Source organism: Psychrobacter sp. AOP30-A2-5 (genome assembly GCF_052378115.1).
Taxonomy (GTDB): Bacteria; Pseudomonadota; Gammaproteobacteria; order Pseudomonadales; family Moraxellaceae; genus Psychrobacter.
The window spans coordinates 231,099-254,237 of sequence record NZ_JBQSXK010000001.1 but is presented as its reverse complement, the minus strand read 5'-3'; the positions used below and the strand labels follow the sequence as shown (position 1 = coordinate 254,237).

Sequence of the window (23,139 nt, the reverse complement as noted above, 5' to 3'; positions counted from 1 at the left end):
AAAGTTAGTGGAAGGTAAAGCATATATTATCGTTAAATAACTCGCATGACTTGGCGTAAAAACTTGCTTGCCGTATTGTCGCTAATTTGGCGACTTTTAGCAAACGAGTTAACTGCCAAGATGAGCGCTGCTGTTAATTGCCTGAGCTATGGCTTTCTATCCATTCTAAGATATCTTCATAAACGGTTTGATGGTCTTTTTCATGCAAAGGCTCATGACGCATATTTGGATAGAGTTGGATATCTACCTGACTGAAGTTTTGCTTGTTTAAGCGCGTGACAATTTTGCGGATACCGTTGCCCATATCTCCAATAGGATCATCTTCGCCGCTGATAAATAGCATCGGGAAGTTTTTTGGGATAGTCATTGCCCAGCCTTTGTTTAAGCCAGTTTCCATCAGAAAGAATAGTGTCATAAAGCCATTATTGGTGAAATCAAATCCCGTCAGTGGATCTGCTTCATAGGCTTCAATGGCGGCAGGGTTTTCAGTTAACCATGCAAATTCTGATGAAGAGATGCGATCTTCAAGCTTACTATTCAAGACTTTATTCATCACCTTGGCAAACATTGCATTTGGTTTTTTAGGGGCTACTTTTGCCAGTATTTTATTGACTGGGAGTAGCACTTTAGTCAAGGGGTTGGCATCTGCTGTACCCATCAAAATAGCACCTGTAAAATTGTGTGCATGGTGCTTTAGGACATTACGCACAATAAACGAGCCCATAGAATGACCCATTACAAAGTGTGGCACGTCAGGATGGCGGTTTTTTAAGCTATCTGCCATGACAATGACGTCTTTTAGCAGGGACTGTACTGGATGCTCTTCACCAAAAAAACCTAAATCTGCTGATGTTTTGACGGTCTTTCCATGTCCCAAATGGTCATAAGTTGCCACTGCGATACCATTATCCGCTAAAAACTGAGCGAAGTCTGCGTAACGTCCGCTATGCTCTGCCATACCATGAACAATTAGTAATGTGGCTTTTACCGCTGTGTTTTCATGGCTTGGTTCAAAAAAACTATGATGCAAGTAATGAATATTATCGGAGGAGAGAATGTGGTCGTTACCTGTATCGGTGTTGATACTCATATAGGGTTCCTTAAACAGTTTTAATGAATGTTTTTAATAAATAGCTTTAACGGTTCATCATCTTAATGAATAGCAGGCATGATGATTTGAAATCGCCTGCTAAAATTTGGCTTATTATACGGCGCTTACCATGAACTATTGTACTGGACGTTGGTAAATCGTTTGACCTTCTTTAATGGTTGTGATGACTTTGATGTCTTTGAGCTTGCTTGCCTCTATGGTTAATGGGTTGGCATCCAAGATAACCAAATCAGCCAGTTTCCCTGGCGTCAAAGTGCCTTTGCTGTCTTCTTCAAAATACTCATAAGCAGCATTGCTGGTAATGGCTTTTAACGCTTGATACGGCGTCGCTCGCTCATTTTTACCAATGATTTTACCTGAGCGCGAAGTGCGATTGACTGCTGACCAGACTGTAAATAGCGGGTCAACAGGTGTCACTGTGTCATCAGAGTGATTGGTGTATCTAAGTCCCATTCTATCAGCAGTGGCAATCGGGCTTGAAAAGTCGGCACGTTTTTTACCTAAGTTTTTAACGTGTACATCTCCCCAAAAGTAAGTATGGTTGGTAAAGAAGGACGGCACCATATTGTATTTTTTGAATGCTGCTAGCTGATCAGGTCGGGCAAATTGAGCATGGATGGGCACAGTACGGCGATCTTTATCAGCTGCTTGACCAGTCTTTTTGACGGCATACTCGTGTGCCTTGATGAGCATATCGGTTGCGCCATCACCATTATTATGAATAAAGAGCTGATTGTCACGAGCATAGGCTTTGACAAACATCTCGTTCAGCTCATCTTGGCTGACACTTGGTAGACCACGGCAGTCCTTTTCACAATCTGGAACTGGTGTGAGATAAGGTTGGCTAAAATAGGCGGTCTTGCCTTGTGGCGAGCCATCTGCGACGATTTTGGTACCCTGTACTTTAAAACCATTTTGATAGGTTTTCCATACGAAGTTTTTATCAGCCAAATTCTCATCTAAGTCACTCACTCCTGCCAGTGCGACCAAGTCAATTTTAAGTTTACCTGCATCGGCTTGTTTTTGAAAAAACTGAATGGTGTTTCGAGCCGTTGAGCCATTTTGTGCCGTCGTTATGCCATTCTTTGCATAATACTCTTGCGTCTGCTCAAAGAATTTGCCTTGATTCGGCGCTAACACTTCTAGCATATTGCGCATGAACGGATACATCGCCGTTTCTTGTACGAGACCGTTTGGTTCATTAGAGCCTTTAATTCGAGCAATATTACCGCCTGCTGGATTTTTACTGTCAGCAGTGATGTTCATCATGGCAAGCGCCTTGCTGTTTGCGACGCCCATGTGACCACTTGTGTGTTGTAAATACACTGGATTGTTTGGCAGTACTTTATCAATCTCGCTTTTGGTCGGATGACGCCCCTCGGCGAGCTGAGTTTCATCATAACCCCAACCAAAGATCCAGTCGCCATCAGCAATGTTATTGTCCACTTTATACTCTTTTAGCGTTTGCATCATTTTTGGAATACTATCGACTTGACCGATGGGCGGCGGGTTGAGATTGACCTGACCCATGGTGTTTGACACCATATCAAAATGACTGTGCGGATCGATAAAGCTGGGTAATAAGGTTTTATCTTGTAGATTAATCTGCGCGGCATTTTTATATTTCGATTGCGCCTCTTGTAAATTGCCCACATAGGCAATCTTGCCCGCTTGGGTGACTAAGGCTTCAGCCATTTGTGGCTGATCGCCCTCCATCGTGATGATGTTGCCATTGTAATAGACAGTTGCTGAGTTGCTCATATCCTTGGGCGCGGTCTGCATGGTAGTGCAACCTATGACACTCATTAATCCAATGCTCAGTACAGTTGGTTTTAGTAATGTGCTCATATTCATTACGTTATCCTTAAAGGTGATTTGATGCTTACATCCGTGTGTCATAAGCATTGGGACGTGGTGGGCTTTCTATATTCTAAAAGTATTCATATTTTATCAGTGACTGTTGTTTTAAAAGATAGGAATATTGCAACCAATTTAGCGATAAAGCCTTGTACGGTCAATGCTATTTAAGAGTTTTGCACTGACAAATGTGGTATTGCCAATTGGATGAGAAGGTCGATCTATAAAGCTGCCAAATATAGTATCTTAAAAGCCAAATTGAGAAGTGATGTATGACATCCTACGAGACGTCATGCTCATTTGGCATAAAAGACGAAAATCACGATATTAGTTGTCAATACCGTTTCACAACCAGGTATGATTAATTAGATAAAACGTAAAGTGACAAGGCTAAAAATGAGATGGTAATTTTATGAAATAGTCATAAGAAGCAATTGCTTGCGTGTGAATTTGTCTTTTTTAACCTTTTATTTTTGCGTCATCCTTTTTGCTTTAGAGGTGCTACCAACGGGGTTTTATACCATTATGAAATCAACTATCGAATTACTCGAGCACACGGATTTCCCAGCGATCAAACGTCGTGAGTTAACCACGCTACAGGTCAATATGGGTTACTTATGCAATATGTCTTGTGTGCATTGTCATGTGGCTGCCAGTCCTTACCGCACAGAGATGATGTCGCGTGAGTTGGTTGAGTTGATTCTAGAAGTCTTGCAAGCACAAAATATTGATACGCTTGATTTAACGGGCGGTGCGCCTGAGATGCACGAAGACTTTAAGTATTTGGTTACAGCCGCGCGCGCCTTGGGTGTAAAAGTGATTGATCGCTGTAATCTAACTATCCTGATGGAAGAAGGCTTTGAGGACATGGCACAGTTTTTGGCAGACAATGCGGTCGAAGTAGTGGCTTCTCTGCCATGTTATTCATTAGAAAATGTCGATAAGCAGCGCGGTAAAGGCGCATTTGATAACAGTATATTGGGACTGCATAAACTCAATGCCTTAGGTTATGGCAAAGCTGGCTCAAACTTAACGCTTAATCTCGTCTATAATCCGCAAGGTGCGACGCTGCCGCCCAATCAACAGCAGCTTGAAGCAGATTATAAGCGCGAGTTAAAAGCGCATTTTGATATCGAATTTCATCAGTTATTTGCCTTGACCAATATGCCGATTCAGCGTTTTGGTGCGGTGCTATTGGCCAAAAACCAATTCTATCCCTATATGGATTTGCTCAAAGCCAATTACGTGGCCGCCAATTTAACCGAAGTCATGTGCCGATCGACCATTAGCGTTAATTGGTTAGGAGAGTTGTTTGATTGTGACTTTAACCAGCAATTAGAGATTCCAGTGCCCAACAAGTCCCGTCGGCATCTAAGCGATTTATTAACGCAAAATCCTGCTGGCGATGACATTGCCATTGCAGATCATTGCTATGGCTGTACGGCAGGGCAAGGAAGTAGCTGCGGTGGTGCGCTAGAAGAAGAGACAACAGATCAGACGATAGAAAAAATATCATTGATTTAAATGGAGTGACTCATGTCAGTATTGAATAGCCGAAGATTTAATAGTACAAGACTTAATAGTAAAAGCCTTTTTTTAAGCAGTGGTTTATTAATCAAAACGGCAGTGACCACTTCTATCCTGTTAGCCAGTATGGCAAGTTATGCGGATTTTAATCACAGCACTTGGGATAGTTTACTGAATAAAAACGTTACTATGACCAATGATGGCAAAGCCTCAGTCGTTAATTACAACGGTATGAAAGCCGATAAGAGCAAGCTTGATAGCTACATGGCAGCAACTAGCAAAGTCAGTCAATCAGAGTTTAATGGTTGGAGCAAAGATGAGCAATTGGCATTTTTGATCAACGTCTATAACGCTGGCACTGTAGAGCTAGTCTTGACTAAATATCCTAACATCAAGTCGATTAAAGATATTGGTGGAATATTTGGTTCGCCATGGAAACAAGATTTTATCACGCTATTAGGCAAAAAGCGCTCGCTTGATGACATCGAGCACAATCTAATCCGTGGCTCCAAACGCTATAACGAACCACGTATTCACTTTGCCGTAAACTGTGCGAGTATTGGCTGTCCAGCATTGTTGAATGATGCTTTTACAGGTAGTAAATTGGATAAACAGTTGGAGCAAGTGACCAGTAAATTCCTTGCAGATAGTAGTCGTAATCGTCTCAAAGGTAATACGTTAGAGATATCACCAATTTTTAAATGGTATAAAGAAGACTTTGAGACTAACTGGCGCGGTACTAACGATTTAGAAGGGTTTTTGGCTCGTTACAGCTCGTCTTTAGGGCTTAACAAGTCGCAAACGGCTGAGCTAAAAGCAGGAAAAATGAAGATTGGTTATACCGATTATAATTGGAGCCTTAATAAGAAATAATGGTAACAACAAGTAAGAGTACTGCTAACTATGACGGCTATGGCAACGGTTTCTATCATTATTCCAGTACTCAATGAGGCAGATAATTTGCCTTTATTGTTTGATAATATCAATAGGCTAAATCCAAACCCACAGCAAGTGATACTGGTCGATGGTGGTTCAAACGATGATTCTATTGGCATAATCCAAAGTTTTATTAATGAGTTAATGCCTGATAATAATAGTAAAATTGATTGGCAAATGACTGAGTCTAAAGCAGGGCGCGCGCTGCAAATGAATACAGGCGCAGCGTTAGCAACTAGCGATGTATTGCTTTTTTTGCATGCCGATACGCAATTGCCACTGCACGCTATCGATAGCGTTTCTGAAGCGATGAAACGGGCAGAGTGGGGACGTTTTGATGTGCAAATAGCCAGTCGTCAACCGACACTGCGATTGGTCAGTCAAATGATTAATTGGCGCTCACGGTTGAGCGGAATCGCGACAGGCGACCAAGCTATTTTTATTAGCCAGTCTTTATTTGAGCGAATCGGTAATTATCCTAACCAAGCCTTAATGGAAGATATTGAGCTTTGCAAACAGCTAAAAGGTAAGCAGTTAAAAGGTATGGCTAAACCTGCTTGTTTAAAAAGCAAAGTCATCACATCAGCAAGACGTTGGCAACAGCACGGCACTTGGCGGACGATTATTTTGATGTGGCATCTACGTTTTGATTATTGGCGCGGCGTATCAGCTGATAATGTCAAAGCGCGTTATTATAAATAAATGAACAAACTCTTACTATGAATCAAAACCAACAAACTTGCATTATTCTCTTTGCCAAATTCCCCGCACAGGGCATGGCAAAAACGCGCTTGCAGCCAGCTCTTGGTATTGAAGGTGCCGCGCAAATGGCGCATAAACTGCTATTGCATAGTATAGAGCAAGCCGTCGCTACTGGCTTCACGGTTGAGTTATGTGTCAGCCCTGCGCCAACACATCCATGCTGGCAAGCGCTTAATTTGCCTGACTCGCTGCAATGGTCAGCACAAGCAGATAGTGATTTGGGTTTGCGTATGTTAACCGCCAGTCAGCAAGCATTAGCACATTTCGAGCACGTTATCGTAATAGGTACGGACTGTCCGAGTCTTACAACCATTCGTATTCGACAAGCTGCCCAGCAATTAGAAACGCAAGATAGCGTGATGATTCCTGCTTTTGATGGTGGTTATGTGCTGTTTGGTTTTAAGCAAGTTGCTGCTCGCTTATTTAGCACTATCGAATGGAGTACGGCGAGCGTCGCAAAGGTTACTCAACAGCGCTTGGCAGAATTGAGCTGGTCTGTAGCGTTGTTAGCGCCTTTGCCTGATATCGATGAGCCTGAAGATTTACAGTACCTGACAAGTGGCTGGCTTGATGGTTATAAAGTTATTGAGAATTGAGCAGGCCTTATCATTCTGGTTTTTAGGTATAAAAAAGCCATCAAACTATTGTGTAGACCTTATTGGGTTGATTATAGTTTGATGGCTTTTTGTTGACCATAAATGCGTACTGCTAAGGCAATAATGCTGAAAGTCTGGTCTTGGTCTCTTCACTCATCGCCTCAACAGGCGTGACTAACGCTTGTGCTAAAGCCATATGGGCAATAGAGTCAGGCTGTTCAGCAGCTAACAAAGCAACCGCTTCTTTGATGACCTGCTGCGCATTACCCACATTTTTCATTAAATTTTGAATAGCATAATCGGCACTAACGGCTTCCTCCGTCGGATGCCAACTATCAAAGTCTGTGACCAATGCGAGCGTTGCGTAAGCCATACTCGCTTCACGAGCAAGCTTAGCCTCTGGCATATTGGTCATACCAATGATGTCAGCGTTCATTTGGCGATACCAGTGTGACTCTGCACGAGTGGAGAACTGCGGCCCTTCGATACAGATATAAGTGGCTTTTGCATGACATTGACCTTCGGCTATCTGCGCATGAACATAAGCACGCGTTAGAATATCCGCGACTTTAGGACATAAAGGATCAGCCATCGTGACGTGTGCCACTGCACCTTCCCCAAAGAAACTGCTGTTTCGATACTTAGTCATATCGATCATTTGATCGGGAATGACCATATCTAAGGGTTTAAGCGCTTCTCTTAGCGACCCCACTGCCGATACCGAAATGACGTAGCGTACGCCCAAATTTTTGAGGGCATAAATATTGGCACGATAAGGCACTTCGGAAGGGGTGAATTTGTGACCTTGACCATGACGAGTTAGAAAGGCGACCGTCACGCCATTTAATTCACCTAAGACAATATCATCAGAAGGCGTACCGTAAGGCGTCGATATGCTGACACTACGTTTATTGGTTAAATCTTGCATCTGATAAAGACCGCTACCGCCAATGATGGCGATATCAGCGGATACCGATACCGATACTGATACTGCCGCTGACTTTTCTACACTAGATATTATCATAAAGTTTTTCCCTATTTTTAGAGTAACAGATAACGTTGCCAAGATATGTGGTGACGAATTTATAAATTTAGACGGGATCTACTTTAAGTCAGCTGCCTTACAAGATAACCGCTTAGGATTTATACATTAAATATCATCAGTCCTACAGTATGATAAAAATGCATTAAGAACGACCATTTAGTCATTTTATATCAGTATTTTTTGGTTAAATAACAAATAGTCTCGTTTGTATTTAGACGATTATAAAGGTTTACAATAGACACAGACTTTGGTTAAATGAATTGTCCAATGAAACATTGTTCCGCATAGCAAAACTATATTTAGCTATTGATTCATTATAAGAACTGCTGCTCCTTTACTTAAATAGCTTCGCATATAAAGTATAAGTGTAGAGGGAGTCTGGATGGCAGTTTATTTATAGCAAGAATTGCTATATTATTACAGGTCTGTAACGCATCATTATCGATATATTGGTGCCGTTAAGTGTATTAACTCGATTATTTCAAGGATGAATTCAATGCTCAACTCTCTAAAATCCCCGTTACTTTTATCAGCAATGTTAAGCGCCACTTTAGGTCTGACAGCATGCTCATCACCAAGTTCAGAAAGTACAGACAGTACGGCAACAGATAGCGCTGCTACTGACTCTGCCGCCGACAAGCTTGATACCAAGTTTCTTACCATCGCCACTGGCGGAGCATCTGGCCCTTATAACATCATCGGTACTTCATTATCAGAAGTCTATGTCAAAACCTTTGGGGTCAACTCAAAAACGCAAACCACTGGCGCTTCAGTCGAAAACGTCAATCTATTGACCCAAGGAAAGGTCGATATGGTGTTGGCGCTTAGTGATGTGGTCACCGACGCGATCGAAGGCAAAAACAACTTTGATAAGCCGATAACCAACATCCAACAGATTGCGGTTTTATACCCTAATGTGGTGCAAATTGTCACCACCAAAAAATCTGGCATCAAAAATATTGAAGACCTACGTGGTAAGCGCATCGCTGTGGGCGATCAAGGCTCTGGCACAGAAGTAAATGCTCGGACGCTATTAGAAGGGTTTGGTATCACATATGATGATGTGACCGTTGACTATTTAGGCTTTGCGGAAGCAGCGGACGGTATGAAAGCGGGTAAAATTGAAGCGGCTTTCTTTAGTAGTGGTCTGCCAAACTCTTCATTGATGGAGCTGGAGCAGGGTTTAGATTTACAGTTGATCACCATCAATCAAGACAAGCTAAAAGAAATCATTGCGACTAAGCCTTACTTTAAGACTTTTGAGATTCCTGCCGGCACTTATGGCAATGACGCCGCGATTCCAACCGCAGCAATCATGAATGCTCTATTGGTTAGCTCTGAGTTGTCTGAAGCAGATGGTTACAAGCTGACCAAAGCGTTATTTGACAATTTAGACGGTCTAAAAACAGCGCACCAAGCGGCCAATGATATTAGCTTAGCAACCGCTCGTGAAGGTATGGTCGCACCTATCCATCCTGGCGCTAAAAAGTACTATGATGAGCAAGCAGCTAAATAAGCGATTAGGGTTATTAATTGGCGTGGCAGGCATTGCCGCGCTGGTTTTTTTTACGCTATGGCATCTCTTTGTCCGTCAGCCTGTGGTGGAAGTGCGTGTCGCAGGCGTTGATGGTGCTAATGATAAAGTTTGCTACTTTGTCGAGCCAAATTTTCAATTGCGCTGGATACACTCTGTAGAAAAACAATGGTGGGAAGAGCAATACCAACGTATAGACAGCAGTAGTACAGAAGACGCTGAATTGCTGCTGACCACCACTTATTTTGAAGCTTTTGGGGCGGGTACACCCTCAACCGAAGCGCTTGCTCCCATACAAAAACCTGGCTATCTGGGTTATCAAATCAATGAGAAATTGCCTAAGCTCAATTGGGTGGTCTCACGGCTTACCAAAGGTGAGATTGACTATGGTAACTACCAGATGTTCATTCATCGCTGGGTGCCAGACTATTCTGAAGTAACGATCATGCCGAAAACGTATGGTTTCATTGATAGATTTAACAAGGATTTGTGTCATGAACTCCCAAGTGATGGATCACAATAATGTGACAACGATGTCAGATAACCATATCAATAACGACTTGCCTATACATTCCAACACGGATGCTGATACTCAGGTCGACGCTGAACTAGAGGCGCAAGCCCACAATAAAGCCATATTAGAAAAGTATGATAGAGAATCCATCACAAGGCACATCACTCAAGGACCAGTGAAGTATTTTATCGCTGGACTTTGCATTTTATATTCACTGTTTCATTTATATATCACCTTTAATCCCATGCCAGCGTTGCTACAGCGCTCTGTACACGTGGGCATTGGTTTTGCCTTAATTTTCTTAATTTTCCCCGCAAGTAAAAAAAGCAGCCGTCAGCGCGTTGCATGGTATGACTGGATTTGGTTTGCTCTGTCATTGTCTGGGATGGCTTATCTGATATATGAATATCAAGATATCGTGACCTCACGTGGCGGTATGGCCAATCAGATGGATGTGATATTTTCGTTGATTACAGTGGTCTGCGTATTAGAAGGCAGTCGCCGTATCACAGGTTGGATTTTACCGATATTGGCAGGGATATTCTTGGCGTATCCGTTTGTCAGCCACTTAGACTTTATGCCCGATAGGCTGCTGACGCGTCCTTATGACATGGGTGATATCTTTGGTCAATTATTCCTAAAAACCGAAGGCTTATACTCTGTTGCGATTGGTGCATCGGTCACTTTTATCTTCTTATTCATTCTTTTTGGTGCATTCTTAGCGCGCTCAGGGATGGGACAGCTGTTTAATGATTTGGCATTGGCAATTGCGGGTCATAAAAAAGGTGGTCCGGCAAAAGTAGCGGTCATCTCCAGTGGCTTTATGGGCAGTATTAATGGCTCTGCTTTGTCAAACGTAGTCAGTACTGGTGCGTTTACCATTCCGCTCATGAAAAAGGTTGGTTACCACAAAGATTTTGCCGGTGCAGTAGAGGCAAGTGCCTCTGTTGGCGGGCAAATATTACCGCCGATTATGGGCGCGAGTGCCTTTATCATGGCAGAAACAACAGGCTTGCCGTACAGCACGATTGCGTTGGCAGCATTATTACCCGCGATATTGTATTATCTTGGCGTCATTGCGCAGGTGCATTTTCGCGCTGGTCGTCGTGATCTAAAAGGTATCGCTAAAGAAAGCTTGCCAGCCGTGAAAGAAGTGTTAAAAGCCCGCGGTCATATGCTGCTACCGATTGTATTTTTGATTTTCTTATTAATCAGAAATGTGCCCGTCGGATATGCAGCGGCTTATACCATTGGTTTTACTGTCGTGGTTAGTATGCTGCGAAAAGAGACCAGGATGGGTTTCTCTGACATTTTGGGGGCATTAGAAGATGGTGCACGCCAATCGCTCGCGGTAATGGCTGCCTGTGCAGTCGTCGGTATTATCATCGGAGTCGTGAGTCTAACCAGCTTTGGAACGGTGATGACCTCATCAATTGTCACACTTGGTGCAGGGTCATTATTTTTCACGCTCATTTTGACCATGCTTGCCTCGATGGTATTGGGCATGGGACTGCCGTCTATTCCTGCCTATATTATTACGGCAACGATGGCAGCACCAGCCTTAGCTGGCTTTGATATTCCAATTTTGTCGGCGCACATGTTTGTTTTCTACTTTGGTATTTTTGCCAATATTACACCGCCTGTGTGTCTAGCCGCCTTTGCTGGTGCGGGCATATCTGGTGGCGATCCGATGAAGACAGGATTTTTATCGCTCAAACTGGCACTCGCCGGATTTATCGTGCCGTTTATGTTTATCTATAGTCCAGCGATGTTAATGATTGATCCTACTGGGCTTGCGGTAACTGCTAAGGACTTCCCGCTACCACCTATTATCGATATTATCACGGTAGTATTGACGTCAATTACGGGTGTTATCGCACTTAGTGCAGCATTAGAGGGTTATTTTAAAAGCGATATGAGCCCAGTAACACGCGTTATTTTGGCAATCGGAGCTTTGCTGTTAATCTATCCTGGAATAACGACTGGTCTAGTGGGTGGCATGATCGTTATTGCTATCGCCATCCTTAATACTAGAAACAGTGGCGAGCCAACGCCCACTTTAACCATTTAAGACGTTGCGGTTGAGGGTTTTAAAATCTACTAAAGCTAAAAAAAGGGTGAATAACATAAAATGTTATTCACCCTTTTTACATGCTCAACTTAATTTTTAAGTATTAGCTCATTAAACCCCGACACTTAGCAGCCAAGTTTGCCTTCTGCTGCCAATGCTTTTTTGCTACGAATCGGTGCAGGGCAGTCTTCACCGTAATATTGACGATCGGCAAAGTAGCTTGAGCGTACCATAGGACCTGCCCAAATGTTAAAGAAGCCAATTTTTTTACCGTAGTCCATGTAGCGTTGGAACTCGTCTGGATGGACGTAACGATCGACAGGCGCATGGTTTTTACTGGGTTGCAGATACTGACCAACCGTAATCATATCCACGTTATGTGCTTTTAGGTCATCAAGCAATGCATAAATCTCTTCTTCAGTCTCACCAAGACCGACCATAAAACCGCACTTGGTCGCGATATCAGGGCGACGCTCTTTATAGAGCTTGAGTAAATCTAATGAATGCTGATAGTCAGAACCTGGACGGAAGGCTTTATATAAACGAGGCACGGTTTCGATGTTATGGTTAAAGACATCTGGCGGTGTTTCAGTTAACAAGTCTAGCGCGATATCCATACGACCACGGAAATCAGGCACCAATATTTCAATTAAGCAATTTGGGCTGAGTGCGCGAGATTCATTGAGCACTTCAACGAAATGCATCGCGCCGCCATCTTTTAGATCGTCACGATCCACAGAGGTGATTACCGCATACTTAAGCTGCAAACCTAAAATAGTCTCGGCAGTGTGACGCGGCTCATCTGCATCTAGCTCATTAGGACGACCATGACCGACGTCACAGAACGGACAGCGACGGGTACAGATATCACCCATAATCATAAAGGTCGCGGTGCCATCAGCGAAGCACTGCGGCAGGTTAGGGCAGGCCGCTTCCTCACAAACGGTATAGAGCTTTTGCTCGCGCAAAGTGGCTTTGATACGCGCCACTTCAGCAGGCGAGGACATTTTAACCCGGATCCAATCTGGCTTTTTCTTGGCCTCGATGGTCGGAATCACTTTAATTGGGATGCGGGCAACTTTATCGTAGCCACGTAGTTTTTCGCCTTGAATGGCTTTTTTAGGTTTGACCTTAGCAGCAGGCACATGTGTTTGTACGGCAGTTGTCATAATAAAGTATCTCTTAACCCTTTATAGTATAAGGGTTTATGGAATTATTAGAATGTGTTGTGAGTGAGGACATTATAGCAGAAACTTAGGGGCTAATTTTCAATGAATAATGTTTAACTGATCATTTTGAGGTGGATCATTAAGGCTACTATGGTTTGTCTCGCAACCATAGTTTTAAATATCTATATCAATATTCAACTCATTCAGTACATCTATGGCAGCACGAAACGCTTCTTGAGTGGCAGGTGCCCCGCAATAAGGCAAGCTGTGCATTAATACTTCTCGAATCTCAGCGACACTTGCGCCATTATTGATGGCACCTCGAATGTGCCCTTTTAGCTCAGTTGGGCTTTTTTGCGCAATTAAAAAAGCAATAGTGATTAATGAGCGGTATTTGCGCGGCAGTACTGAGTCATCTTGCCATGTGCTGCCCCAAGCGTGCTCAATGATCCAATCCTGTAATGGCTGAGTGAACCCAGTCGCTGTATCCAGTGAGCGTTTGACATGTGCCTCACCCATGACCTCGGTGCGAACTTTGAGACCGTTTTGATAATTAGCGTTACTCTTCATATGGCTGTTTTCCATTGCACTACTATCCATATCATCATCCTTAATGTTTATTCGTTTAATATATGGTTAATAAAAGTTGTTTTTTCAAGCGCTATTTTTTTAAGTGATATTTTCTCTAAGCTATCGTATCAAGATGATATTTTATCAAATAATATCCTACAAAGCGTCTAGCAGTCACAGCGTATGTATTTACTCATAAATCGGGCGGTGCTTGACTAAAATGACAAGCTGTATATCGATTGTGTAAGGCTGCTCAATCATATTGTTGATGGTACTATTTATATAATAAATGTTCAATATGAGCCCTTTATAACCGCTTTATGAGCCTTTTAAAGGCTGAGCCATTAACATTTAGGGCGTTTTAAGCTATGATTGCACCAATAATTATTCCATCTAGTATATAGACGCAGGCGGTCATGCTGACTACCCACGTAATGTACTAATACTCCCAACTGACGAGGACGACTATTGTGTTAGAAGCTTATCGTAAACATGTCGAAGAACGTGCTGAGCTAGGAACGGTTCCGCTACCACTGAATGAAAAACAAGTAGCAGAGTTGGTTGAACTACTAAAGAATCCACCAGCAGGCGAAGATGCGTTCTTGATGAACCTGCTAGAAAACCGTATTCCTGCTGGCGTTGACCAAGCGGCATACGTTAAAGCGGCGTTTTTAGCAGCGATCCTTAAGGGTGAAACCTCTTCACCACTTATTAGCAAGCAAAAAGCCGTTCAAATCCTAGGCACGATGCAAGGTGGCTACAACGTTCAACCATTGGTTGCGGCACTGGATGACGCGGAAGTGGCACAAGATGCTGCTGAAGCGTTGAAAAAGACGTTACTGGTGTTTGACGCGTTCAATGACGTGACTGAAAAAGCAGAAGCGGGCAATGCTATCGCTAAAGAAGTGGTTCAATCTTGGGCTGACGCTGAATGGTTCTTGAACCGTGATGCTGTACCAGCAAAGACGACTTACACGACGTTTAAAGTGACTGGCGAAACCAATACCGATGACTTGTCGCCTGCGCAAGATGCGTGGAGCCGCCCTGATATCCCATTGCATTCATTAGCCATGCACAAAAACTCTCGCGACGGCATCACTGCTGACGAAGAGGGCGTTGTCGGTCCAATGAAGCAAATCGAAGCGCTTAAAGAAAAAGGCCATCCACTCGCTTATGTTGGTGACGTGGTAGGTACAGGCTCTAGCCGTAAATCTGCGACCAACTCAGTATTGTGGCTCATGGGCGATGATATCCCTAACGTGCCAAACAAACGTGGCGGCGGTCTAGTACTTGGTAACAACATCGCGCCTATCTTCTTCAACACGATGGAAGATTCTGGCGCATTGCCAATCGAAAAAGTAGCCGTTGATAACCTAAACATGGGTGATGTGTTTGACATCTATCCTTATGAAGGCAAAATCACTAAGCATGATTCAGATGAAGTGTTGTCTACGTTCAAATTGAACTCACCAACATTGCTTGATGAAGTTCGTGCTGGTGGTCGTATTCCATTGATCGTTGGTCGTGGTTTGACCAATCGTGCTCGCGCATACATGGGTCTTGGACATTCAGATATCTTTGCTAAGCCAGAAGAGCCAGTTGATACGGGTAAAGGTTTTACCCTTGCACAGAAAATGGTCGGTAAAGCTTGTGGTCTAGAGGGCGTACGTCCGGGCATGTACTGTGAGCCTAAAATGACGACTGTAGGATCGCAGGATACGACTGGTCCGATGACTCGTGATGAGCTAAAAGATTTGGCTTGCCTAGGTTTCCAAGCAGACTTAGTAATGCAGTCATTCTGTCACACTGCCGCTTATCCAAAGCCAGTTGACGTTGAGACTCAGCATACACTACCTGACTTTATCATGAACCGTGGCGGCGTAAGCTTACGTCCTGGTGATGGTATCATTCATAGCTGGTTGAACCGTATGCTACTTCCAGATACCGTTGGTACTGGTGGTGACTCGCATACGCGTTTCCCAATGGGTATCTCATTCCCAGCAGGTTCTGGTTTAGTAGCATTTGCCGCAGCGACTGGTGTTATGCCACTTGATATGCCTGAATCTGTCCGTGTACGCTTCGTTGGCGAACGTCAGGCTGGTATCACGCTACGTGACCTAGTACATGCGATTCCTTATCAAGCGATTAAAGAAGGTCTATTGACCGTTGATAAGAAAGGCAAAATCAACGAGTTCAATGGTCGTATCTTAGAGATCGAAGGTCTAGAAGATTTGACCGCTGAGCAAGCGTTTGAGCTATCTGATGCCTCAGCTGAGCGTAGTGCTGCTGGTTGTACCATCACTTTGTCTGAAGCGTCGGTGACTGAGTATTTAAACTCAAACATTACACTACTTAAATGGATGATCTCAGAAGGCTATGGCGATGCGCGTACTATCAGCCGTCGTATCGAGCAGATGCAAGAATGGTTAGCGAACCCAAGCCTATTACGTGCTGATGCTGATGCAGAATACGCCATCGATATGACTATCGATATGAGCACTATCAAAGAGCCTATCCTTTGCTGCCCGAACGATCCAGACGATGCAAAAACATTGGCTGATGTCGCTGGCGATACCATTGATGAAGTGTTCATTGGTTCATGTATGACCAACATCGGTCATTTCCGCGCTGCGGGTAAACTGCTACAAGACGTACCAGCAGGTAGTTTGAAAACTCGTCTATGGATTGCGCCACCTACTAAGATGGATGCGCGTCAGTTGATGGAAGAAGGTTACTACAACATTTACGCTCAAGCCGGCGCTCGTACTGAAATGCCAGGTTGTTCGCTATGTATGGGTAACCAAGCACGTATCGCACCGAAGTCTACGGCGGTATCGACGTCTACTCGTAACTTCCCGAACCGTTTGGGTCAAGGCGCTAACGTATATCTAGCTTCTGCCGAGCTTGCAGCCGTCGCAGCGGTACTTGGTAAATTGCCAACCAACGAAGAATATCAGCAGTACGCTGGTATGCTTGATAGCATGGGCGAGGAAGTGTATCAGTACATGAACTTCGATCGTATGGATTCTTATACTGAAGAAGCAGATAAGATTAACGTTGCTCAGTTGACCTAATATTTGCTTTAAATCTTAAGTTAAAAATTTTTAAGTTATAAAAAACCCCGTATCGTGATGATGCGGGGTTTTTTGATTAAGTTTACTATAGCTTCATGATTATTTGATCAATAAATTCATATAAAATTTTAGCAACTTATAGATTATAAGTTCTTAAAAAATAGCGCTTATAATCTTACATCTATAGAATGATATATAATATTGATTTTAAAATATATGAGCATATATAAAGGTTTTATTTTTCCCATACTTTAGTCATAAAAAACGAGGAACTCACATGGAAGGTTTTTTAGTTATTTTACAGATACTGACTTTACTTGGTATTGGGGGTATTTATTTTTTTAAGAAATATTTATTTTCTTACTCATCTGAAAAAGGAAAAAACCTTGCTACAAAAGAAGACATAGAGGAAATAACTAGAAAAATAGAAAATGTAAAGTCTGAATATTTAATTGAGCTTGAAACAGTTAGAGTTGAACTTTCAAAGTCGCTACATCAAAAGAATGAAGTTTGGATAATGAAAAGGAATGCTTGTTTAAAGGCTCTTAATCTAGCAAATGCTATTTTAAGTAATTATAAATATACTAATATATCTGAAGGTGATATGACTCCACAGCGAGAAAGCATTGAGTCTGCACGTTCATGTTTTAATGAACTAGCCTGTACTTGTGAAGGTTCAGAGGTAATCAAAGAGTTGAAAAAAATAGTGCAGGGATCTATTTCGCCTGATTCGATAGTAGATCTAAGAAATGCAGTTCGTAAAGAGCTTGGATTTGAAAATGAATCAATCGACTTAGATAGAGAGTTTGCGTTTATTGGCAAAATAAACTGTGATGTTGATAGAAGTTAATTATAGTAAAGTGTTGTCATAGTAAACTCATATCGAATTGATGTGGGGTTTTTATATTATCATTACATGTGCTTATTTTTTGTATCATCTTCTGTATAATATAAGGGCAGGCGGAAACCGTGGCTCTGCACTGAATCTATCTTTTCTATCTCGGGACGGACCGATACTTTGATAGGCACTTTTTTGTTTACACTCTAGTGCTTTGGAGTTTTGGTTGATTACTTTATCCCCACTCAAACGTCGTATCGTCTATGTGACTGTCTTTGAGCTTATCGCTATCATTTCTTCTACTTTTGTATTGATGAAGCTGAGCGGTAGCGACGCGGCAGAATCATTACCAGTTGCTGTGATGGTGTCATTGGCAGCAGTGATTTGGAACTTCTTATACAATACAGCTTTTGAAGCGTGGGAACGTCGCAAGCAGGTGGCAAAGCGTACCTTACTCATTCGCAGTGCGCATGCTTTAGGATTTGAAGGCGGATTGGTATTGATTTGCTTACCACTTTATATGATTTGGTATGATGTTGGTTTAATCAAAGCCTTTATGATGGAAGCAGCGTTACTGCTATTTTTCTTGGTTTATACCTTTATCTTTACCTTGGGTTTTGACAAGATGTTTACTTTACCGCATCACTATAAGACAGCATCTGATTCTTAAGAGTTAAAAGTGTCACTTAAAGATATGTTTAATACGGAATTTTCTTGATATTGTATGACCTAAAAAAAAGGCTGCCATTAGGCAGCCTTTTTGATGATAGCGCAAAAAAGAGTGTGATCAGGTTATTATTTACCTTGATAAACAGGCTTACGTTTTTCCATGAATGCGGTAATACCTTCTTTAAAATCATCCGTTTTAGCAAGCATGGTCTGTTGATCTACTTCCATATCGAGCGCTTCATTGAGACCCATATAAGCGTGCGTGTTAATCATATGCTTCATTGACGCCAATGCTTTTCCGGGCAGATTGCTCAGGCGCGTTGCCAATGCCAATACGCTAGCATCCAGCTCGTCGCTACTGACCACATCATTAACCAAGTTTAAGCGTGCCATATCTTCCGCTTTGAGTTTATCGCCAAGCATAACCATCTCAGTGGTTTTAGCCACACCGATCAATTGATTCAGTAAATAAATGCCGCCAGCATCTGGTATTAGACCGATATTGACAAAGGCTTGCACGAATTTGGCATTATCAGCGGCTATGCGAAAATCACAAGTCAGTGCCAAGTTCATGCCAGCACCTGCCACTGCGCCTTCTAATTTGGCGATAATAGGCTTATGAATATTACGCAACTTTAAGCTAATCTCAGCGACTTCGCCAACCATAAAGTTTAGCTTATTCGACAGTGCCTCGCTTTCCATGCCGTTTTCTAACATCTCACCGATATGCCCGCCACTTGAAAAGTTATTGCCTGCGCCTTGCAGGATGATGACTCTGACGTCTTTATCTTCATCTGCGTTCGTCAGTGCATTCATCATGGCATCTTTGAGCACTGTGCTAAAGGCATTCAGTGTTTTGGGATCGTTCATCGTGATGGTTGCGATATGGTTCTCTACTTGATATTCGACGAGAGGGTGTGACATGGTTGATATCCTTAATTGAGTTTTCTATAAAACGTTTTTGGTAACACTAGCTATTGGCAGTAAATGTGACAAATAATGCAATGCCAAATACTATAGCAGTTTGAGCTTATTATAAAAGCAGGATGTGTGCGCGCTTAAGACATGATTCAGGTATAGTGTTTTTTGCTGCTATCATATTGCTAAAGTTATTAAACCTACCATTCAAAAATAAGGCTACTATCTGTAGAAAGGTTGAATTATGCTAAGGCATGTCCTCAATTCAATCGAGCATTCTCTAAATGGGCTAAAAATGGCTAAATTTTGCCAAACTGCGTCAAATAGCTGATGAATATCTCAATATTATTTGTGCTATTTTCCTTGTTTGATGGCAATCTATCTCATTTTTTTCACCATTTTTAAAATGAAGACACGCCCTAGAAGGCAGGTTTTAAAGACTGATTTTTTATTTATTAAACCAACAAGGAAGTGGTTATGCCAATTATTCATGTCAATAATATTGAACTTTATTACGAAGACAGCGCGCCGAACGATAAGCAAAAACCCGTCATGGTATTTGCCCACGGTCTACTGTGGAATACACACCTATTTGACAAGCAAGTCGAGTACTTCAAAGCCAGTTATCGCTGTATTACGTTTGATTTTCGAGGACAAGGTCAGTCTGAAATAACCAAGTCTGGCTATGATATGGAAACCTTAACCGAGGATACATTGGCATTATTAGAGGCACTAGATATTCATAAATGCCATTTGTTAGGGTTGTCGATGGGTGGGTTTGTCGCCCAGCGTGTCGCACTCAAACGCCCTGAGCTATTGCTGTCGCTTACCCTGTTAGAGACTTCTGCTGATCCTGAAGATCTTAAAAACGTGCCGCAGTATCGTAAGCTGGTCAAAGCCATTCGTTGGTTGGGTCTCAAACGCGTGAGTAACAAGGTCATGCCTATTATGTTTGGCAATACTTTTTTGACAGATAAGTTACGTAAGTCTGATCGTAAGCAGTGGTTAACGATGCTACAAGGCAATCGCAAAGGTGGAGTTATTAAGGCAACGACGGGCGTCATTGAGCGGTCAGGTACCTACGATCAGCTAGGGAGTATTACGGTGCCGACATTAATCGTGGTCGGTGATGAGGACACAGCAACCCCTTATTCAAAGGCTGAACGTATGCATTTTGCGATTGCAGGGTCTAAATTAGCAGTAATCAAGGGCGCTGGTCATACCGCAACCGTAGAAGAGCCTGAGCAGGTCAATCGAGTAATTAACACCTTTTTAGCGGACTGTGTCTAGTTTTGAGTTGGTCTTGAAATAGCCTTAAATAAGGCATCGTTTTAATAATAATAGAGTAATGGAACCTTTGTGCTAAAAAAAGCCGTTATCTTGAATGTGATAACGGCTTTTTTATTGAGCGCATGTAAAAGAGTGCATTTAAAACATTAATTAAAGAGCGGTAATATTAAAATTTCTATTTATAACCGTGCCGTATAGTCATTATTACCGTCATCAAGGGTGCCACATGCCTCGGCACGATTGACGATTTCTGTTGCCCAAGCGCGATGGGTAGCAGGCTCTAGCATGGTATTGTTATATTTAAACACCGCTTTCGCCTCGCTATGCAAGATTGCTTGCGCCTCATCTAAAATGCTCAATGGTACGCAATAGGCTTGTTGCACCAGCGCAATTTGGCTTGGATGAATGACTGTTTTGCCGACCAATCCTAAGCTAACATCGCGGGTTAGCTCTTGCATAAATAGCGTTGGCTGATCCAAATATTCAAAGACAGGCGCTGTTAAATAAAAGCCATGCGGCACAAAGCAGCCGAGCAGCTGATAGGCAAGGGTGCCGATAGGGGTATCATAAACGATGCTGTTTTTGGGACGTCGCAAACGCAATGCTGCAAACAAATCATTGCCGCCGATACGTAAGGCAAATACAGGCTGGCTAAAAGCTTCTTTAAAACCAATGGCCAATTCCTGATTATGATGCGGATTAAATAACGCTGCGGTTTCAAGCGTCGGCATCAATAGTTGCTCAGTACTCAGATTTTGACAGGCCATACGCCAATTAGACAGACTATACATATCGACTTTTGGCATGACAAAGCCATCAATCAAATCGATATGGGCAAAACCTGAGAGCTGCTCTAACATTGCTGGATGACGCGGACGTATAAATACCAGCGGGCGTGTTGGTTGCTCAATCTGAATGTCGGCATGTTTTGATGGGTCATTGATGCTATCGACATGCGTCGCCCACGTATGCAGCAACGTTTGCAAGCGCTGAAGTGCCAGCTCAACATCACTATGGCTGACGGCATCTTCTAGGCAGATGATAATACTATTAATCGTTGGCAACTTATCACGCTTAATGACTTGCCAAATATCTTGGCGAGTTGCTGGCATGTATAGGCTAGCCCCCAACTGATACGGGTGATGCGCCTGTGGTTTGAGCATCGCATGACGCTCAGTAATGAGGTGAGCGTAAGACTGGGTGTTTTGATAAAGAGTAGACTCGTTGTTTTGCATATCTGACATAATTGGCATCATCAATAGTGATAAGTGAATGGGTATAAAATCTAAGAGGTATCATCAAGTAATATGGCTTAGCAGCAATGACCGCAAACCCAAAAATACGTTTGGTAATGTCAAATTCGTTTAGCTGACAAGAAATATTACTTGTACTTTTTTCTTTCGCTGCTTTGAGTTTGAGACGGGTCTGGTTTATAGAAACCGCGAGTGTAGCAATGATTAATGGTCTTCGCTACGTTGCTTGATAAGCGTGATGGCTTGATAGGGATGTATTTTATCACCTAATACACTAACAATGATATTTCGCTGGGCACATAAATGTCTTAGCAGTATGGTATCAGGATGATCAGCGCTAGCTAATAGTATGCGTTCAGGGTCACGGCGCAATATCGCCCGTGTCGCCTCTGCAATTGTCGGCTTAATACGATTGCGATTACTGATTTGATAGTTTTTTGCCAACTCATTAATTAAATCAGCAGTCTGATAGCGCGGCTGCTGAAACGTCGGCAAGCACGGCAAAGATGGGGCTAATGCACGGCGCGCTGCATCGATATGAGCGATGAAAGCTAAGCTATGGTCTACCTCAATTAAGTTATCATAAAACACGCTGCGGTGTAGCCCCAATGCTGGCTCAGTATATAAGCTACGTGATATAAGCCCCGAAACCGTACTATTTAATAGCCCTGAGGGAATCAGCCAGTCATCAATGCTAGCTGCAAGCCAAGCAACGCCAGCTGGATCAGCGAGCGTTAATAAGGGAATAACATCTGCCCCTTGATGAAAGATATTGGCAAAGTTTGCATGGCTAGGATCGCTAAATTTTTCTAAACTATGAGCAAGCTCTTGATAAATCGCGCCTTTGCCTGTCCAGCCATCAACAAATACGATAGGACTGTGTGGATGAGCGTTCAATATCATCTGTAACGCAACTGGATCAAGTCCGCGGTCGCGAATGATGCTGATTCCATAATGCATGCTCGGCAAAGCAGAGCTGCTATTAACGTCTGCTAACGCACGCTGCAACAAAACGCCAACTGGCAAACCTGCGCGCACCAAACTGACTAAGACTAGCGGGCGCTCAGTATTAACGATATTTTCATTTCGAGATTTTTGAAAAATATGATGTAACGTATAAGCCAAATTAGCAATATCAGTGGCAGTCCTCTCAGCTCCTTGCTCTAATGCTTGCGTATATAGCTGCTCATGCATAGCAGTAGGCGCTTGCTCCAAGGTCAACATATCAGAATAATGACGTTGCCCACTTTGAATAAGTGCTTCTTTTTGACTGACTGGTACATCGGCGACCGCGTCTTTAGCGACTATGTCGAGGAGTACGGTCACATCACTGGCAAGATAGCTGCCAGAGCCATATGCTTCTAATTTTTGAACATTAGGGTTCGTTATATGATGGGTCATAAAG

At 42.8% G+C, this 23,139-nt stretch carries 19 protein-coding genes; 11 read left to right on the top strand and 8 right to left on the bottom strand.

Annotated features, from left to right (window positions below; all coding sequences use genetic code 11):
* Nucleotides 1–133 precede the first annotated feature (133 nt).
* Together ACT3S4_RS01030 and ACT3S4_RS01025 are read right to left on the bottom strand one after the other, a co-directional pair.
* A complete protein-coding gene (locus ACT3S4_RS01030; protein WP_201560101.1) occupies nt 134–1,090 on the bottom strand; it encodes an alpha/beta fold hydrolase in 957 nt (318 codons plus the stop codon).
* A gap of 135 nt (nt 1,091–1,225) precedes the next feature.
* Nucleotides 1,226–2,959, bottom strand: coding sequence for an amidohydrolase (locus ACT3S4_RS01025; RefSeq protein ID WP_444760222.1), 1,734 nt, complete (start codon nt 2,957–2,959; stop codon nt 1,226–1,228).
* A 534-nt stretch (nt 2,960–3,493) separates the two neighbouring features.
* On the opposite strand from ACT3S4_RS01025, the gene arsS reads away from it, so the two are divergent.
* The 4 genes from arsS to ACT3S4_RS01005 are packed head-to-tail and all read left to right on the top strand — an operon-like array spanning nt 3,494 to nt 6,789.
* On the top strand, nt 3,494–4,492 hold the full coding sequence (arsS, locus tag ACT3S4_RS01020) for an arsenosugar biosynthesis radical SAM (seleno)protein ArsS (protein WP_201560099.1): 999 nt from the start codon (nt 3,494–3,496) through the stop codon (nt 4,490–4,492).
* 12 nt (nt 4,493–4,504) lie between these two features.
* Entirely contained in the window at nt 4,505–5,368 is an 864-nt protein-coding gene (locus ACT3S4_RS01015) for a DUF547 domain-containing protein (RefSeq protein WP_444760221.1), read from the top strand.
* A 39-nt stretch (nt 5,369–5,407) separates the two neighbouring features.
* Nucleotides 5,408–6,133, top strand: coding sequence for a TIGR04283 family arsenosugar biosynthesis glycosyltransferase (locus tag ACT3S4_RS01010; RefSeq protein ID WP_444760220.1), 726 nt, complete (start codon nt 5,408–5,410; stop codon nt 6,131–6,133).
* Nucleotides 6,134–6,150: 17 nt separating this feature from the next.
* Entirely contained in the window at nt 6,151–6,789 is a 639-nt protein-coding gene (locus ACT3S4_RS01005; RefSeq protein ID WP_444760219.1) for a TIGR04282 family arsenosugar biosynthesis glycosyltransferase, read from the top strand.
* Between the two features lie 112 nt (nt 6,790–6,901).
* Here the strand turns inward: ACT3S4_RS01005 and mtnP are convergent, their stop codons facing one another.
* Nucleotides 6,902–7,813, bottom strand: a complete 912-nt coding sequence (gene mtnP, locus ACT3S4_RS01000; RefSeq protein WP_444760218.1) for an S-methyl-5'-thioadenosine phosphorylase — start codon at nt 7,811–7,813, stop codon at nt 6,902–6,904.
* A 517-nt stretch (nt 7,814–8,330) separates the two neighbouring features.
* On the opposite strand from mtnP, the gene ACT3S4_RS00995 reads away from it, so the two are divergent.
* Genes ACT3S4_RS00995 through ACT3S4_RS00985 form a run of 3 tightly spaced genes read left to right on the top strand, consistent with a single transcriptional unit; the run spans nt 8,331 to nt 11,953 of the window.
* On the top strand, nt 8,331–9,350 hold the full coding sequence (locus ACT3S4_RS00995; RefSeq protein WP_444760217.1) for a TAXI family TRAP transporter solute-binding subunit: 1,020 nt from the start codon (nt 8,331–8,333) through the stop codon (nt 9,348–9,350).
* The gene (locus ACT3S4_RS00990; protein ID WP_444760216.1) at nt 9,331–9,891 is read left to right on the top strand and encodes a DUF1850 domain-containing protein; all 561 of its coding nucleotides are present in this window, start codon (nt 9,331–9,333) and stop codon (nt 9,889–9,891) included. The genes ACT3S4_RS00995 and ACT3S4_RS00990 overlap by 20 nt, the downstream gene beginning before the upstream one ends.
* Entirely contained in the window at nt 9,863–11,953 is a 2,091-nt protein-coding gene (locus ACT3S4_RS00985; RefSeq protein ID WP_444760215.1) for a TRAP transporter permease, read from the top strand. The genes ACT3S4_RS00990 and ACT3S4_RS00985 overlap by 29 nt, the downstream gene beginning before the upstream one ends.
* A gap of 125 nt (nt 11,954–12,078) precedes the next feature.
* Here the strand turns inward: ACT3S4_RS00985 and lipA are convergent, their stop codons facing one another.
* Both lipA and ACT3S4_RS00975 read right to left on the bottom strand, forming a co-directional pair.
* Nucleotides 12,079–13,122 (bottom strand): lipoyl synthase, encoded by a 1,044-nt coding sequence (gene lipA, locus ACT3S4_RS00980; RefSeq protein WP_055123860.1) that lies wholly within the window; start codon nt 13,120–13,122, stop codon nt 12,079–12,081.
* A gap of 174 nt (nt 13,123–13,296) precedes the next feature.
* Nucleotides 13,297–13,722 (bottom strand): carboxymuconolactone decarboxylase family protein, encoded by a 426-nt coding sequence (locus ACT3S4_RS00975; RefSeq protein WP_444760214.1) that lies wholly within the window; start codon nt 13,720–13,722, stop codon nt 13,297–13,299.
* Between the two features lie 440 nt (nt 13,723–14,162).
* Here ACT3S4_RS00975 and acnB point away from each other — a divergent pair, with 440 nt between their 5' ends.
* The 3 genes from acnB to ACT3S4_RS00960 all read left to right on the top strand — a co-directional run bounded on the left by acnB (nt 14,163) and on the right by ACT3S4_RS00960 (nt 18,274).
* On the top strand, nt 14,163–16,766 hold the full coding sequence (gene acnB / locus ACT3S4_RS00970; RefSeq protein WP_193007569.1) for a bifunctional aconitate hydratase 2/2-methylisocitrate dehydratase: 2,604 nt from the start codon (nt 14,163–14,165) through the stop codon (nt 16,764–16,766).
* 277 nt (nt 16,767–17,043) lie between these two features.
* Nucleotides 17,044–17,616, top strand: coding sequence for a hypothetical protein (locus ACT3S4_RS00965; protein ID WP_444760213.1), 573 nt, complete (start codon nt 17,044–17,046; stop codon nt 17,614–17,616).
* Between the two features lie 214 nt (nt 17,617–17,830).
* Nucleotides 17,831–18,274, top strand: coding sequence for a PACE efflux transporter (locus tag ACT3S4_RS00960; RefSeq protein ID WP_444760212.1), 444 nt, complete (start codon nt 17,831–17,833; stop codon nt 18,272–18,274).
* A gap of 125 nt (nt 18,275–18,399) precedes the next feature.
* Here the strand turns inward: ACT3S4_RS00960 and ACT3S4_RS00955 are convergent, their stop codons facing one another.
* On the bottom strand, nt 18,400–19,197 hold the full coding sequence (locus ACT3S4_RS00955) for an enoyl-CoA hydratase/isomerase family protein (protein ID WP_055123862.1): 798 nt from the start codon (nt 19,195–19,197) through the stop codon (nt 18,400–18,402).
* Nucleotides 19,198–19,668: 471 nt separating this feature from the next.
* On the opposite strand from ACT3S4_RS00955, the gene ACT3S4_RS00950 reads away from it, so the two are divergent.
* Nucleotides 19,669–20,481 (top strand): alpha/beta fold hydrolase, encoded by an 813-nt coding sequence (locus ACT3S4_RS00950; RefSeq protein WP_444760211.1) that lies wholly within the window; start codon nt 19,669–19,671, stop codon nt 20,479–20,481.
* A gap of 179 nt (nt 20,482–20,660) precedes the next feature.
* On the opposite strand, the gene ACT3S4_RS00945 is transcribed toward ACT3S4_RS00950, so the two are convergent.
* Nucleotides 20,661–21,725, bottom strand: a complete 1,065-nt coding sequence (locus ACT3S4_RS00945; protein ID WP_444760210.1) for an HpcH/HpaI aldolase/citrate lyase family protein — start codon at nt 21,723–21,725, stop codon at nt 20,661–20,663.
* A gap of 213 nt (nt 21,726–21,938) precedes the next feature.
* Entirely contained in the window at nt 21,939–23,135 is a 1,197-nt protein-coding gene (locus ACT3S4_RS00940) for a cysteine protease StiP domain-containing protein (protein WP_444760209.1), read from the bottom strand.
* Between the last annotated feature and the right edge of the window lie 4 nt (nt 23,136–23,139).